At 52.2% G+C, this 14,190-nt stretch carries 12 protein-coding genes and 1 riboswitch; of the genes, 4 read left to right on the forward strand and 8 right to left on the reverse strand.

Going from position 1 to position 14,190, the window contains the following annotated elements:
• Positions 1 to 14: 14 nt before the first annotated feature.
• Genes ACHZBF_RS09055 through cobU form a run of 3 tightly spaced genes read right to left on the reverse strand, consistent with a single transcriptional unit; the run spans position 15 to position 2,211 of the window.
• Positions 15 to 635, reverse strand: coding sequence for a histidine phosphatase family protein (locus ACHZBF_RS09055; protein WP_321528246.1), 621 nt, complete (start codon positions 633 to 635; stop codon positions 15 to 17).
• Positions 636 to 637: 2 nt separating this feature from the next.
• Positions 638 to 1,687: a nicotinate-nucleotide--dimethylbenzimidazole phosphoribosyltransferase gene (gene cobT, locus ACHZBF_RS09060; RefSeq protein WP_335342964.1), complete on the reverse strand. Its 1,050-nt coding sequence runs from the start codon at positions 1,685 to 1,687 to the stop codon at positions 638 to 640.
• Positions 1,684 to 2,211 carry a bifunctional adenosylcobinamide kinase/adenosylcobinamide-phosphate guanylyltransferase gene (cobU, locus tag ACHZBF_RS09065; protein ID WP_321528247.1) on the reverse strand — a complete coding sequence of 176 codons (528 nt, stop codon included), beginning with the start codon at positions 2,209 to 2,211 and terminating at the stop codon, positions 1,684 to 1,686. Before cobU ends, cobT begins: the two co-directional genes overlap by 4 nt.
• A gap of 88 nt (positions 2,212 to 2,299) precedes the next feature.
• Positions 2,300 to 2,510, forward strand: a riboswitch (cobalamin riboswitch).
• A gap of 46 nt (positions 2,511 to 2,556) precedes the next feature.
• Between cobU and bluB the strand changes: the two genes are divergently transcribed.
• From bluB to lexA, 4 genes are all read left to right on the forward strand, one after another.
• Positions 2,557 to 3,291, forward strand: a complete 735-nt coding sequence (gene bluB / locus ACHZBF_RS09070; protein ID WP_029133782.1) for a 5,6-dimethylbenzimidazole synthase — start codon at positions 2,557 to 2,559, stop codon at positions 3,289 to 3,291.
• Between the two features lie 300 nt (positions 3,292 to 3,591).
• A complete protein-coding gene (locus ACHZBF_RS09075; RefSeq protein ID WP_321528248.1) occupies positions 3,592 to 5,598 on the forward strand; it encodes a sodium-translocating pyrophosphatase in 2,007 nt (668 codons plus the stop codon).
• Between the two features lie 275 nt (positions 5,599 to 5,873).
• Entirely contained in the window at positions 5,874 to 6,332 is a 459-nt protein-coding gene (locus tag ACHZBF_RS09080) for an RNA recognition motif domain-containing protein (protein WP_157606813.1), read from the forward strand.
• 229 nt (positions 6,333 to 6,561) lie between these two features.
• Entirely contained in the window at positions 6,562 to 7,167 is a 606-nt protein-coding gene (gene lexA / locus ACHZBF_RS09085; RefSeq protein WP_029133780.1) for a transcriptional repressor LexA, read from the forward strand.
• Between the two features lie 18 nt (positions 7,168 to 7,185).
• Here the strand turns inward: lexA and ACHZBF_RS09090 are convergent, their stop codons facing one another.
• The 5 genes from ACHZBF_RS09090 to rpsA all read right to left on the reverse strand — a co-directional run bounded on the left by ACHZBF_RS09090 (position 7,186) and on the right by rpsA (position 14,143).
• The gene (locus tag ACHZBF_RS09090; protein ID WP_029133779.1) at positions 7,186 to 7,542 is read right to left on the reverse strand and encodes an SET domain-containing protein; all 357 of its coding nucleotides are present in this window, start codon (positions 7,540 to 7,542) and stop codon (positions 7,186 to 7,188) included.
• Between the two features lie 56 nt (positions 7,543 to 7,598).
• Complete coding sequence (locus ACHZBF_RS09095) at positions 7,599 to 8,441, reverse strand: polysaccharide deacetylase family protein (protein ID WP_029133778.1); 843 nt, start codon at positions 8,439 to 8,441, stop codon at positions 7,599 to 7,601.
• An 87-nt stretch (positions 8,442 to 8,528) separates the two neighbouring features.
• Positions 8,529 to 10,850, reverse strand: a complete 2,322-nt coding sequence (locus ACHZBF_RS09100; RefSeq protein ID WP_321528249.1) for a Tex family protein — start codon at positions 10,848 to 10,850, stop codon at positions 8,529 to 8,531.
• A gap of 1,226 nt (positions 10,851 to 12,076) precedes the next feature.
• Entirely contained in the window at positions 12,077 to 12,385 is a 309-nt protein-coding gene (ihfB, locus tag ACHZBF_RS09105; protein WP_029133775.1) for an integration host factor subunit beta, read from the reverse strand.
• Between the two features lie 81 nt (positions 12,386 to 12,466).
• On the reverse strand, positions 12,467 to 14,143 hold the full coding sequence (gene rpsA, locus ACHZBF_RS09110; RefSeq protein ID WP_029133774.1) for a 30S ribosomal protein S1: 1,677 nt from the start codon (positions 14,141 to 14,143) through the stop codon (positions 12,467 to 12,469).
• Positions 14,144 to 14,190 lie beyond the last annotated feature (47 nt).

Here is a 14,190-nt window from a genome sequence, read left to right on the forward strand (position 1 = left end):
CAGCCGCTGCGCAGTTAACTGAGTGATCCACAATGAAATACCAGTCGTGGGCAACCCTGTTCAATGCGGATGCGACTGATGCCCGCATATGGCAACTCCAGCCTGAACAGATGACTTAGCGGAATATTCAACACCGTGCTGATAATCATTCGATTGACTCCGCCATGGGCAACAACCAGCAGGTGTCGTCCCGCATGTGCCAACTGGATATCCTGCCAGGCTGATTCCACCCGGGATTGGAACCGGGCCATCGTCTCACCACCGGGCGGAGGGAACTCAACAGGATTACTCCAGAAGTCGCTCACCAATTGCGGTGACTCCTGATACAGGAGCTCTGGTGAACAGCCTTCCCATTCACCAAAACCGATCTCTTTAAGGCGCTCATCGATTATCATCGGGATGCCCGCCTTGTTACTCAACTCTTCGGCAAACTGCGCACAGCGTATTAACGGTGAGGCGACCACTAAATCCCAGGAGGAGTGTCCAGAAGTTGCATTCCGCATCTGCTGCCATCCCAGGATACTTAAAGGATCATCACGCCAGCCGCGAAACAGCACACCGCCTTCCGGTTCACCATGGCGAATCAGATCGATCGTGGTTACCGGATGGGAGGCCTGGGAGTCACTCAACGACACCGTCAGCCCTCTGCCACGCCGGCATCAGCAAAAGTTGCCATGCGGTTATGCAGGTCGCAGGCTGCCCGTAGCAATGGCACGGCGGTTGCCGCACCACTGCCCTCTCCCAGCCGCATGCCCAGAGCCAGCAATGGCCGGGCATCCAGTGCCTGCAGCAGGGCCTGATGGCCCGGCTCGGCCGACTGGTGGGAGAACAACAGCCACTCCCTGACTGATGGCTGTAGTTGCACAGCCACCAGTGCAGCGGCAGTGGTGATATAGCCATCGATCAGCACAGGCATGCCCGACTGGGCACAACTGAGGTAAGCGCCGGCAAGGGCGGCAATCTCAAATCCACCCAGGCAACGAAGCGCCTCTAATGGCTGACTCTCAAGATCCTTGTACCGGGACAGCGCCTCTCTCAACAGTGCGGCTTTATGCGCCACACCGCGCTGATCAAGTCCGGTCCCGGGCCCCGCCAACTGCTCAGGATCTGCTCGAAGCAGCGCACAACCCAGGGCCGCTGCCGCAGTGGTGTTGCCGATCCCCATATCGCCGCCGATAAACAGATCGGCGCCCTGCTCTCTGGCCCTGAGGACAGCGGCGCGACCGGCATTTACTGCCACTGCGAGCTGCTCATGGGTCATGGCATCCTGATAGTGCAGATTGGCGGTTCCCGCTCCGGCCCTGTGGCTGATGACACCGGGCAGATCGCCGGGTTCGACCACTGTACCGACATCGACCACCTCCAGTGTGGCACCAAGCGAATCCGACAATACACTGATGGCAGCCCCACCAGCGGAAAAATTGGCCACCATCTGCACAGTCACCTCTTGGGGAAAGGCGGAAACCCCTGATGCGGCGACACCATGATCCCCGGCAAAAACCGTTATCCACACCTTATCCACCCTGGGGAACTCCCTGCCCTGCAGGGCAGCCAGGCGAATGGCCAACGCCTCCAGCTCACCCAATGAGCCGGCCGGCTTGGTAAGCTGTTTCTGCCGCTCTGTCGCAATTCCGATCAAGGTTTGGTCCGGTTGGACTACCGGATCATTCAGCCAGTCTGGTTTCAAATCGCATCCCCTTTAAGTATCAGTGGCAGACCCGCCACGGTTAATATGACCCTGTCGCACAGCTTGGCCACCTGCTGATGCAACCAGCCGGACTCATCCTGAAAACGCCGGGATAGCTCCCCCAACGGTACAATCCCAAGGCCCACCTCGTTACTGACCAGAATCAGGTTGCCTCGCAGTTCGGGCAGAACCGATAACAGTGCCGTCGTCTGCTGGTTAAACTGCCGTCCCTCATCCACCAGCAAAATATTGGAGAGCCAGAGCGTCAGGCAATCCACAATCAGAAACCGTCCCGTTGCACAATTCTGGCGGAGGGCTTCGGCAAGATTCAACGGCTCTTCAATCAGTTGCCAGGCATCGGGTCTTCGATCACGGTGGGCCCGGATCCGCCGCTCCATCTCGATATCACTCTGTGCCAATGTGGCCGTGGCGATATAGATCACCTCCTCGGAGGACTCTGTTGCCAATCGTTCCGCCAGCGTGCTCTTGCCTGACCGGGCGCCGCCAAGGATTAACTGTTTCACGTTTTGGCCACCATTAAGATCAAAAGGCGCTCATTATGGGGTTCAAATATTCGAAGGTAAACTTCCGGACCAAAACCTGTAAGATTACAGGCTCAACATAACTTCAGGTGCCCGGCCACTGACGGCCGGGAGAATCGGGAAAGCGGTGGAATTCCGCTACGTGCCCAACGCTGTAATGGGGATTTTACCGGTAGACCTGTCTTTCGCAGACAGCCGTCAGCCACTGGCCATTGTGTCCGGGAAGGCGCCCGTAAAAGTCGATCCTAAGTCAGAAGACCGGCCTGAAGCCTCACCACGATGGATACCTGGCCAAGTATCCAGGATTTTCCAACCAAGGGGAATATTATGGAAAATCAATCAATTAGCAAACAACCAGAAATCGTTTTCAGCAATGCCGAGCGCGACGCCCTGTATAAAACCATCTACTCTCGTCGGGATGTCAGGGGACAATTCAAGTCTGACCCTGTTCCAGATGAGGTGTTGGCACGGATTCTAAAAGCGGCACACCATGCTCCATCAGTCGGTTATATGCAACCATGGAATTTTATGCTGATTCGCTCACAGGAGATCAAGCAACGGGTTCACGAGTTATTCCTGGAAGCCAACCAGGAAGCCGGGGAGATGTTTGAGACAGTGGAGAAAAGGCGTATCTACAGTACACTCAAGCTGGAAGGGATTCTGGAATCACCGATCAATCTGGTCATCACATGTGACCGGGAGCGCGCCGGCCCCGTGGTGATCGGACGGACCCACGACATGGCGATGGACATCTATAGCAGCGTCTGTGCCGTGCAGAATCTCTGGCTTGCCGCGCGAAGTGAAGGCGTGGGTGTCGGTTGGGTCAGCATTTTCGACCGGTCAAAACTGAAACAACTACTGAATCTGCCACAACAAGTGACCCCCGTCGCCTACCTGTGCGTGGGCTATGTAGAACATTTCTTTACTGAACCAGAGTTGAAGAGCGCAGGCTGGCGCGACCGGTTGCCACTTCAGGACCTGGTCTACTTTGACCACTGGGAAAACAGCCATCCGGATCAGGAACACAATCTGCTATCGGAACTGGCAAAACCCGGCTATTAACCCAGACCTTCAGAATGGGAGGAGCCTGGCTCCTCCCCCTCCCGACAGCACTGTAATTCATTGACATACAGCAAACTTTTACCCCGTCAGGGACTGTCAATGGAACTGGATTCAGATATACTTCTGATTGCTTTTATTAATCTGGCTATTCGAGTATTTTATCTTGCAACACCGAAAACTGTGTGATTCCGTTGTTCCAATTGTCTTGTATCAGGATCGTTTAATCAGGGGTTGATGTCGTTCATTGCCATTAAACCCGGACGATTGTTTTTATGTTGAATAAAAAAAACGAGGGGATAAATGAGTTTAAGTAACTTATTACCACCATTACTGGGGGTCCTGGGCCTATTCGTGGCCTTTAAGATCTACAAACTGGTCATGCAGTATGAGACCGGCAACGAAAAAGTCACCAAAATAGCAGAAGCGATACATGAAGGCGCCATGGTCTTCATGCGGCGCGAATACAAAATGCTGGGGACATTTTCAGCCATTCTGGTTGTGTTGCTGCTATTCATGCTCGGGGTTAAAACCGCCTTTGCCTTTGTCGTGGGCGCCAGCGCCTCTGCGCTGGCTGGCTATATCGGGATGTTCTCGGCTACCCAGGCGAACGTGAGAACCACCACGGCGGCTCATGAAAAAGGCGCATCCGAGGCCCTCTCCATTGCCTTCTTCGGCGGCTCTATCATGGGCCTGTCGGTCGCATCTCTGGGTCTGCTTGGACTCGGCACGCTTTATCTCTTCTTCGGCGGAGACCCGGAAACCGCTCATGCCATACACGGTTTCGGCATGGGTGCCTCTACCGTGGCCCTCTTCTCCCGTGTTGGCGGTGGTATATTTACCAAGTCAGCCGATGTGGGCGCCGACCTGGTTGGTAAGATCGAGGCGGGCATTCCCGAGGATGATCCACGTAATCCCGGTGTTATTGCCGACAATGTCGGCGACAATGTCGGCGATGTGGCCGGCATGGGATCCGATATCTTCGAATCCTATTGCGGCGCCATGATTGCGACCATCGCAATCGCATCCACCATGACGGTGGACGTCCTCGACCCACTCGGCAAGCAGGCGGACCTGATGTTCCTGCCCCTGGCTCTCGCTTCTCTGGGTCTCATCTGTTCCATTGGGGGTATTCTGCTGGTGCGCAAATACTCTGCAAAAAGTCCTGAAGTTGCCCTGCGCATCGGTACCATTGGTGCAACCATACTGTTCATCATCGCCTCGCTGGCGCTGATTAAGATGATCGGTGTTTCAGCCGCCATCTGGGGAGCTGTGCTGTCCGGTGCGGTCGGTGGGATAATCATCGGTCTGGTTACCGAATACTATACCGCCGGCAAACCTATCATACAGATTGCCAAAGCCGGTGAGACAGGCCCGGCGACCGTGATGATCGCAGGACTGGCAATCGGTATGCAGTCCGTGGTTATTCCAATCCTGACCATCTGCGCCATAATCTTCGCATCAAGCTCCCTGGTCGGTCTTTATGGTGTGGGTATCGCGGCCGTTGGCATGCTTGCCACAGTGGGCATCACCATGGCGATCGATGCCTATGGGCCAGTCGCCGATAACGCGGGCGGAATTGCCGAGATGGGTGGACTGGGGCCGGAAACCCGTGCAATTACCGACTCGCTGGATGAACTGGGTAATACCACCGCGGCAATTGGTAAAGGCTTCGCCATCGGCGCGGCCGCACTGGCCGCACTGGCCATTATTACCGCCTATGTGGAAACAGTTTCCGCCAACATCCCCGGCTTCAGCCTCAACTTGAGCAATCCTGATGTGCTTATCGGCCTGTTCATTGGTGGTATTCTGCCATTTCTGATTGCCGCTATTACCATGACGGCCGTGGGTGACGCCGCCTTCGACATGATCAAGGAGATCCGTCGCCAGTTCCGCGAAATACCGGGATTGATGGAAGGCACTGCTGATCCCGACAGCGCACGCTGCGTGGATATTGCGACAACTGCAGCTTTAAAGAAGATGATCCTTCCAGGTGTCATCGCCGTTTCGGCACCGATGGTCATCGGTTTCATTCTGGGTGCCGAAGCGCTCGGGGGCATGCTCGGTGGCGCGTTGCTTGCCTGTGTTCTGTTGGCATTAATGATGGCCAATGCCGGCGGCGCCTGGGATAACGCCAAAAAGCACATTGAAAAAGGCAATTTTGGTGGCAAAGGCTCGGATGTGCATAAGGCAGCGGTAGTCGGTGACACTGTCGGTGATCCCTTTAAGGACACCTCGGGTCCATCGATGAATATTCTGATTAACGTGATGGCCATTGTCAGCCTCGTCATTGCCCCACTTCTCAGCTAATCTGGCACACCTTCGGATCTGGTGCCTTTCAACCTGATCCCAAAGCGCCGGCGGCCGTGTCAAGAACGGTCGCCGGCACACACCTCAATTAACCTGCATATTTTTCCTAATTATTCACTTTTCTAAGAATACACTTGTCAATGGTGCTATATTTCGACTAACCATCTGAGCAAATGCGCGATATTTCCAGCAGATTTCGGAACCGGATCTATTCGAACGAAACAATGTCCAACTACTTGGATTATTCTTGAAATAGCCTGCACAGGGATTGAAACATGGAGATTTTCATTCGAAGGTTGCCGAACTCAACTACCCGGCTTGACCTCATGCAGTTCGTTTCCGAAGCATTAAGACCAAAATGGTATCTGCTGCAATTTTCACCTATAGGTACGCTTGGTCATTGTGATATCTGCCGCATTGACAATCCCAAAACCAAACAGGTTGAGTATCACGGTATCGTCCATGTTGACCCCCCTTCTGCGGCCCTTAGCCTGATAAACAGACTTAACGGTGAGATATTCAAAACCAAAAAAGTTGAAGTCAGGAAATTCTTCCGGCGGTCAACGAAACGGGACAGAAGACGAACTTCGCTCGAACAGATCTCCCGTGACATCAGTGAAAAACGCAAACAGGATCGCCGGAGATCAGGCATACAGATAGATTACCTCCATGCCGGGATTACCACTGATAAAAAACGCCCCGCCGGTCGATTAAAAGTGGCGTCCCATCATTAGCATACTATCGAACAGGTCCCCCCTGATCTCTCTTAATGTTGCCTCCCCCATCAATCGAGTGGATTCTAATTTAAAGCGCCACACAGGCTCATGATGGGGGACACAACACGGTAGTTCCACACCATTACAGATTAATTAATCAACTGACCCACTAAATTCGGGACACCTGTTTCCCATTTGTTCTCTTTTGGCTATAATAGAACAACAATAGAACAGGGAGCCTTGTATGATTGATCATCTGACACGCAGACAGCAGGAAATATATGACTACCTGCAAGCTAATCTGGATAAGTTTCCCCATCCCCCAACGCTGGACGAACTATGCAATGCGCTTGGACTCAGTTCCAAAGGTTCGTTGCATAAACAGATCCAGGCACTGATTGATGCCGGATTGATTGAACCCATGAATAATCGCCGGCGGGGTATACGACTTAGCGGCCAGAGTCAGGATGAAGCCCAGGGACTGCCCTTCCTCGGCTATATTGCTGCAGGCCACCCCATTGAAGCGGTTGAACAGCAAGAAACGATCGAGGTGCCGGACTATTTACATACCAATCGGCCCTGTTATGTCCTTCAGGTCAAGGGTGACTCCATGATTGAAGAGGGTATTCTGGATGGTGATCAGATCATCATTGAACAGCGTGATCATGCGCGTAACGGAGAAATTGTCGTTGCCCTGGTTGATGGAAGCGATGCGACTCTCAAACGTATAGAGCAAAAACCGGATCGCGTAATCCTGCACCCTGCCAATGCAAGCCTGTCACCAATGACCTATGCACCGGACCAAGTGCAGATACAAGGCATCCTGGTTGGTCAAATGAGGCGGTATCACTAAAACAGCCGCTATTTCCTGTCATCCAGATACAGGCCATTCCGCTCCATAATCAAAGGTGATCTCTTCATCAGGCCTGATTGTCACTCTGGCATATAGATCAAATCCGTCAAATTCAGCATTGCCCGGTATTTTGTGGTTAAGATAGCGCAGAAGATTTTTACCACTGCGCCCGATTGCATTCTCATCATCATCCGGCTCATAGACCCAAAGCACATAGGTACCATTTCGCCGGGCGACCGGGCCGTGATAAGTACCTATATACTCGCCCTTTGACAACTCCTGCCTGGCAAAAACACCTTTACCATGAATCTTTGATGGGGCGACATAAATCAGCCCCCTAAGCTCACTGTTTCTTAGACGTAGCGGTAATGGCACACACTTTCCCCCGTCAATTTACCAGTACAGATATTCTGGCCGATAGACCGAACATGTCACAGGGGTGTACTCTGCATTGCAACATGCTGTGTGCGCCCGTCTACGGTCCCCCAACCGACAAGGTGCCGATTCAGGGATACATCCGCAATCCTGCTGAAAAGTTCACTCATGGAGCGGATCTCCCACTGCCCCCCTTTCCACATCACCAGCAGTCGCTCAAAAACCTTGAGAAGACTCCCGCCCTCTCTCTCCGCGGACAAACTGAATACCTCGCCATTGGGCATAATTCGCTGACAAGCCGCATAAAGATACTGATGCAAGTTCTCATGGTTAACCTCTTCCTGAGTTAGCAGCTCATCCAGCGTCGGAAGGGTTGTAGGTATCTGGGGACAGCTCGAACGAACCCCTTGTGATTCAGGTAGAAAAATATGATGCCCACGCACATCGGACGCAAAATCAAACCCAAGCGCTTCCTCTTCACTCAACACATAAGGATTGATCTGCCATCCCATTGCAGCAAAACAGCGAGGCGCTCTGCCAAACAGCTTGTTAAATGCATCACAGGCGAGCAGCATTTCACTATGGGTCCAATCGGCAGTCTGAAAAGCTACATCACGCTTCCAATCGGATGCGGTAAAGGAAGAAATACCGATATCATGACCGGCATCTGCCACCGCCCGGAGATTGTCTCGACACCGCTTACCGATGTAGGAAACCGGCAACTGCTGCCTGATTATTCGGGGGATATGATCACTGAATGGATAACGCGAATAGTCAGGACCAAGGCTAAAAAAGAAAGTGGCCTTAATCTGGTGCTCATCCAGCAGGCGTAACAGTGCCGGCACCCCCTCACGCGCACCTTTCTCAGTTCCTACCTCTATTCTGAGTGCTATCCGCAACTTCTGAAAAAACCTTCGCTAAATCTTATTGGTTTTGAATACCGATAAAGTATACACAGAGTGAATGGTTAGTTGGAATAAAACACCCTAACGCCGTTTTTTTAGCGCATCACCAAGCGCGGCAGCCATCGCTCCTCCAGAGGGAGGTGTATTTCGAGTTTGCTGCCTGGTCGGCCTCTGTTCGGACTTGGACGACGCTTTGCCAGCAGATTTATTAGGACTTTTGTTTCTGTTGTCGGTGTTGCTCTGGTCAGACAATCGCATGCTCAGGCCAATACGTTTTCTAACGACATCCACCTCCATTACCTTCACTTTTACCAGATCACCGGCCTTCACCACCTCTCGTGGATCCTTGATAAACTTTTCAGACATGGCAGAGATGTGTACCAATCCGTCCTGATGAACGCCAATATCGATAAACGCCCCGAAATTGGTCACATTAGTGACAACACCCTCCAGCACCATATCAGGTTTCAGATCGGCCACTTTCTCAATGCCTTCCTGAAAACTGGCTGTTTTGAACTCGCCACGCGGATCCCGTCCCGGCTTTTCCAACTCAGAGATAATATCCGTGACGGTCGGTACGCCAAATTTTTCATCTGTAAACTGCTCAGGCTTGAGTGTGCCAAGAAATGCCTTGTCACCAATGACATCCTGGATGCGACGCCCCGCCTTGAGCAATATCCGCTCAACAACCGGATAGGCTTCCGGATGAACGGCAGACGCATCCAGCGGATTGTCGCCGGCATTGATCCGGAGAAAACCGGCAGCCTGCTCGAAGCTCTTGTCGCCGAGTCTGGGCACTTTCAACAGCAGGCGGCGGTCCTTGAATGCACCGTGTTCATCACGATATCTGACAATGTTCTCCGCCAGGGTTTTGTTCAATCCGGAAACCTGTCCGAGCAGCGCAGGAGAGGCAGTATTGATATCGACACCGACCGAGTTCACGCAATCTTCCACCACATTATCCAGTTGTCGGGCCAGGCGGGTTTGATTCACGTCATGCTGGTATTGGCCGACACCAATTGCCTTGGGTTCGATCTTTACCAGTTCCGCCAGTGGGTCCTGGAGCCGCCTGGCGATTGATACGGCCCCACGCAGGGTCACGTCAAGGTCAGGCAATTCAGCCGACGCCAGCTCGGAAGCGGAATAGACCGAGGCGCCCGCTTCGCTCACCATAACCTTCTGCAACTTCAGTTCGGGATGACGCTTGATCATATCGGCGACCAGCCGGTCGGTTTCCCGTGAGGCCGTACCATTACCGATAGCCACAAGGCGTACGCCATGGCACTTTGCCAATGTAGCCAGTGAAGCGATAGAGGCGTCCCAGCGGTTTTTGGGGGCATGCGGATAGATAGTATCCGTATCAAGCACTTTGCCAGTAGCATCCACTACTGCCACCTTGACGCCCGTTCGCAGACCAGGGTCAAGCCCTAGAATCGGCAAATTACCCGCCGGAGCCGCCAACAGCAGGTCATTTAGATTATGCCCAAATACCTTGATAGCTTCTTCTTCAGCAGCCTCCCGCAGGCGCATTTTTAGTTCCAGGTCGAGATGGCTGAATATTTTCACACGCCATGCCCAGCGCACACACTCCTTCAACCAGGCATCTGCGGCACGCCCCTGATCTTCAACACCAACCTTGCGGGCTATGGTGATTTCACAAGGTGTTGTGCCTGATATCTCCTCATCAACCACCAGTTCGAGATTCAGTAAGCCCTCATTTCGTCCGCGAAATAGCGCCAACGCCCGATGGGATGGGACCTGGCGAATCGGTTCCGCATATTCAAAGTAATCCTTGAACTTGGCCGCGTCTTGTTCCTTTCCCTTAACCAGCTGTGACTTGAGAACACCCTGGTCCCACAGATAGTCACGTAACGCACCAAGCAGTTCGGCATTCTCCGCAAAGCGTTCCATGAGAATCTGCCGGGCCCCGTCAAGCACCAGTTTGTCATCGGTAAAGCCGGCCTCCTTATTCAGATAGCCGGACGCCTCGACTAGCGGATCGAGCGTCGGATCAGACAGCAGCTTTTCCGCCAGCGGCTCAATACCCGCCTCCCGTGCGATCTGCGCCTTGGTCCTTCTCTTGGGCCGGTATGGCAGATAGAGATCTTCCAGTCGGGTTTTGGTCTCTGCGGTAACAATATCCCGCTCAAGTGCCTCCGTCAGTTTGCCCTGTTCCCGGATACTGTTAAGCACGGTCTCACGTCGATCCTCAAGCTCACGCAGATATCCGAGGCGTTCTTCCAGATTCCGCAGTTGGGCATCATCCAGGCCACCGGTTTTCTCCTTTCTGTAGCGGGAGATGAATGGCACGGTTGCACCCTCGTCCAGTAGCCCTACCGCCGCCATTACCTGGGGTATCGCTACACTCAACTCTTCAGCAATCTGGCTAATAATTTTCTGCATGACAGCTCTGATTCCGGTTATGTGCCTGGTTCTAACCCATGCACAAAAAACAGAGCCGGGCTAGAAGGCTCGGCTCAATGTGGTGATCAATATTTTGGTGAATTAATTATTCAGATTTTCTGGATATATAGCCTATCACCGCTAAACTCTGCAGCTATTTCCATAAACAGACATGATTGTTTTGAGCTCCTCCAGCACTGACTGGCGTGCTTTCAGACTGAGATGAGACAGCTCCGGCAGGGTCTGACCCTGCTCTAGCAGCTGGATTTCACGCCTCACTGCCTGACATCCTTTGTTACAGATCGCCTCTATACAGGCATCAATATCAAGGTTCTGCATAGCATCACTACTTCACATAAAATTCTGCACCGATTATATAGGAGATTATTCTGTCCCTGCCAGAGATCTGTTCATTCGATCACGCATCAGGATGAAATCTGGTTTATGCGTTCAAAATCAAGGCTTTTAATTCCATATCTCTTTCTGCAAAACAAATGTTCTATTTTCGTTCTCTTTGTACTATCATAGAACCATTAGAGAACAAGGACCGTCCTGGCGTGCGGCATACCAGGGAAAGATTGTCGCAATTAACCTTAAAGATGACCCACTACGTTAGGTACGCACCATGAAATATAAAAATGGTTATATCATGCAGGATCAGGTTCGCAATCAGATTTCCAGTCTAATGGCGTGCACTCCGAACAATAAGCCTTCACGCTCAGATTCCCGATTGCATCTGGTATCGGTGGCCGTGGTTACCTCTGTCTATCTATTAGCCATGGCTGTATCCGTCTAAGAAAAAATCGCACCTCGTTTCATATACGACGTGCCGGGACTATTTACAGCCAGATCAGGGATACTGAATACAACGCAGTGTCGAAGGTGCCCATGCCGAAATGGCTAAGCCTTAACCTGATCAAGCTTGCAAAGATTTACCAGGCTAAATTGAATGGTCTTATTGAATAGGTCGGATGGCGCTTGGCCCTATCAGGACAAACAGGCGGGAAAAACAGCGCCCCCTTAATTTCACCTGGCTTTATCCAAGCTCCAATACACTATAAGCAGAAACAAACCCCGGCACTCTGACTCGAGACGAGCCGTGAATACCACCGGCCACGCCGCGGGTAAAGTATTCTTGAATAGTTACTCGAAGCTCGAACATATACCAAGAAAATTTAATCCGGAGCGCTATTTCCAGATTAATAGCATCAGGGTGTATTTCGTGATTAACCGGTTATTTTGGATCCGCTGGCGGCGCTTTCATTTACCCGCTCACGCAACTCCTTACCCGGTTTAAAATGCGGAACATATTTTCCTGCCAGCGCTACTGACGCTCCAGTCTTCGGATTACGCCCCTGTCTTGGTGGACGAAAATGAAGAGAGAAGCTACCAAAACCCCGAATCTCGATACGCTCCCCGGAGGCCAGGGTTTGACTCATCTGCTCCAGCATGCATTTGACAGCCAACTCCACGTCACGGTATGCAAGGTGGCTTTGTTCTTTTGCGATGACGTCAATCAATTCAGATTTTGTCATTCTTTTTGAATCCCCTTGATTAGGCCGGAACCCAATACTGGGTTCCGGCTTACCTAGATCAACTGCGCTTACCGCAACGGATCACTTCTTGGATGCTTCATCCATTTGTGCCTTCAGCATATCGCCAAGTGTAGCGGTACCTGTTGGTGCACTTGAATAGGACTTGATTGCTGCCTGCTCTTCGGCAAAATCCTTTGCCTTGATGGATAGCGTAATAGTGCGGTTCTTGCGATCCACACCGAGGAAGCGGGCTTCGACCTCATCCCCTTCCTTTAACTCGGCACGTGCATCTTCTACGCGATCCCTGGAGATTTCGGAGCCACGAATATAGCCCTCAATACCCTCTGCCAGGGTGACGACCGCACCGCGCTTATCAACCTCTTTGATAATACCTTTGACGATATCGCCCTTGGCATTATTCGCCAGGTAAGCGGAGAAGGGATCTTTGTCGAGTTGCTTGATACCCAGGGAGATGCGCTCACGCTCCGGATCAACGGAGAGCACAACCGTTTCCAGTTCCTGGCCCTTCTTGTAATCACGCACGCCCTCTTCACCCGCTTCATCCCAAGAGATATCCGAAAGATGAACCAGACCATCAATGCCACCGTCCAGACCGATGAACACACCGAAATCAGTAATTGACTTGATCTTGCCGGTAACGTGATCACCCTTCTTGTGGGTCTCAGCAAACTCTTCCCAGGGATTGTTCTTGCACTGCTTCATGCCCAGGGAAATACGACGACGCTCCTCGTCGATATCCAGGACCATAACCTCAACCTCATCACCCAGCTGAACCAGCTTGGAAGGATGAATGTTCTTGTTGGTCCAATCCATCTCGGAAACGTGCACCAGACCTTCAACGCCCTCTTCAATCTCAACGAAGCAACCATAGTCGGCGAGGTTGGTCACCTTACCAAAGAGGCGGGTGTTTTCCGGATAGCGGCGAGCCAGATTCGTCCAGGGATCATCACCCATCTGTTTCAGGCCGAGTGAGACACGCTGTTTGTCACGGTCGAACTTCAGGACCTTGACGGAAATCTCTTCACCGATCTCAACCACCTCGGACGGATGTTTGACGCGTTTCCAGGCCATATCGGTAATGTGCAGCAGACCATCAATACCGCCAAGGTCCACGAAGGCGCCATAGTCAGTAAGATTCTTGACAATACCCTTGATCTCAATGCCTTCCTGCAGACTTTCCAGCAACGCTTCACGTTCGGCGCTGTACTCGGTCTCAACCACTGCACGACGTGATACCACGACGTTATTGCGGCGCTGATCCAGTTTAATTACCTTGAATTCGAGATCCTTGCCCTCGAGATAGGTAGTATCGCGAACAGGGCGAACATCAACCAGTGAGCCCGGGAGGAATGCACGGATCTCGCCCAGTTCAACAGTGAATCCACCCTTAACCTTGCCGTTGATACGGCCGGTTACATTTTCTTCTGCTTCAAATGCTGTCTCGAGGACCTTCCATGCGTGATGGCGTTTGGCCTTTTCACGAGAAAGACGGGTTGCACCGAATCCATCTTCAACAGCGTCGAGAGCTACCTCGACCTGATCACCAACAGCGACTTCGATCTCTCCGGCCAGGTTCAAAAACTGGCTCTTCGGGATAACCCCCTCAGATTTCAGTCCGGCATTTACAATTACGGCGTCATTGGTGATTTCCAGTACGGTACCAACGATAATGGCACCGGTGCGCAGCTGAGTTTGCGCGACGCTCTCTTCAAAAAGTTCAGCAAAGCTTTCGGTCATGGGTTAATAATCCTAATCGGCGAACCGATTATTGTATCGACCTGATT

It is taken from the genome of Sedimenticola selenatireducens, from assembly GCF_963675335.2.
GTDB lineage: Bacteria > Pseudomonadota > Gammaproteobacteria > Chromatiales > Chromatiaceae > Sedimenticola > Sedimenticola selenatireducens.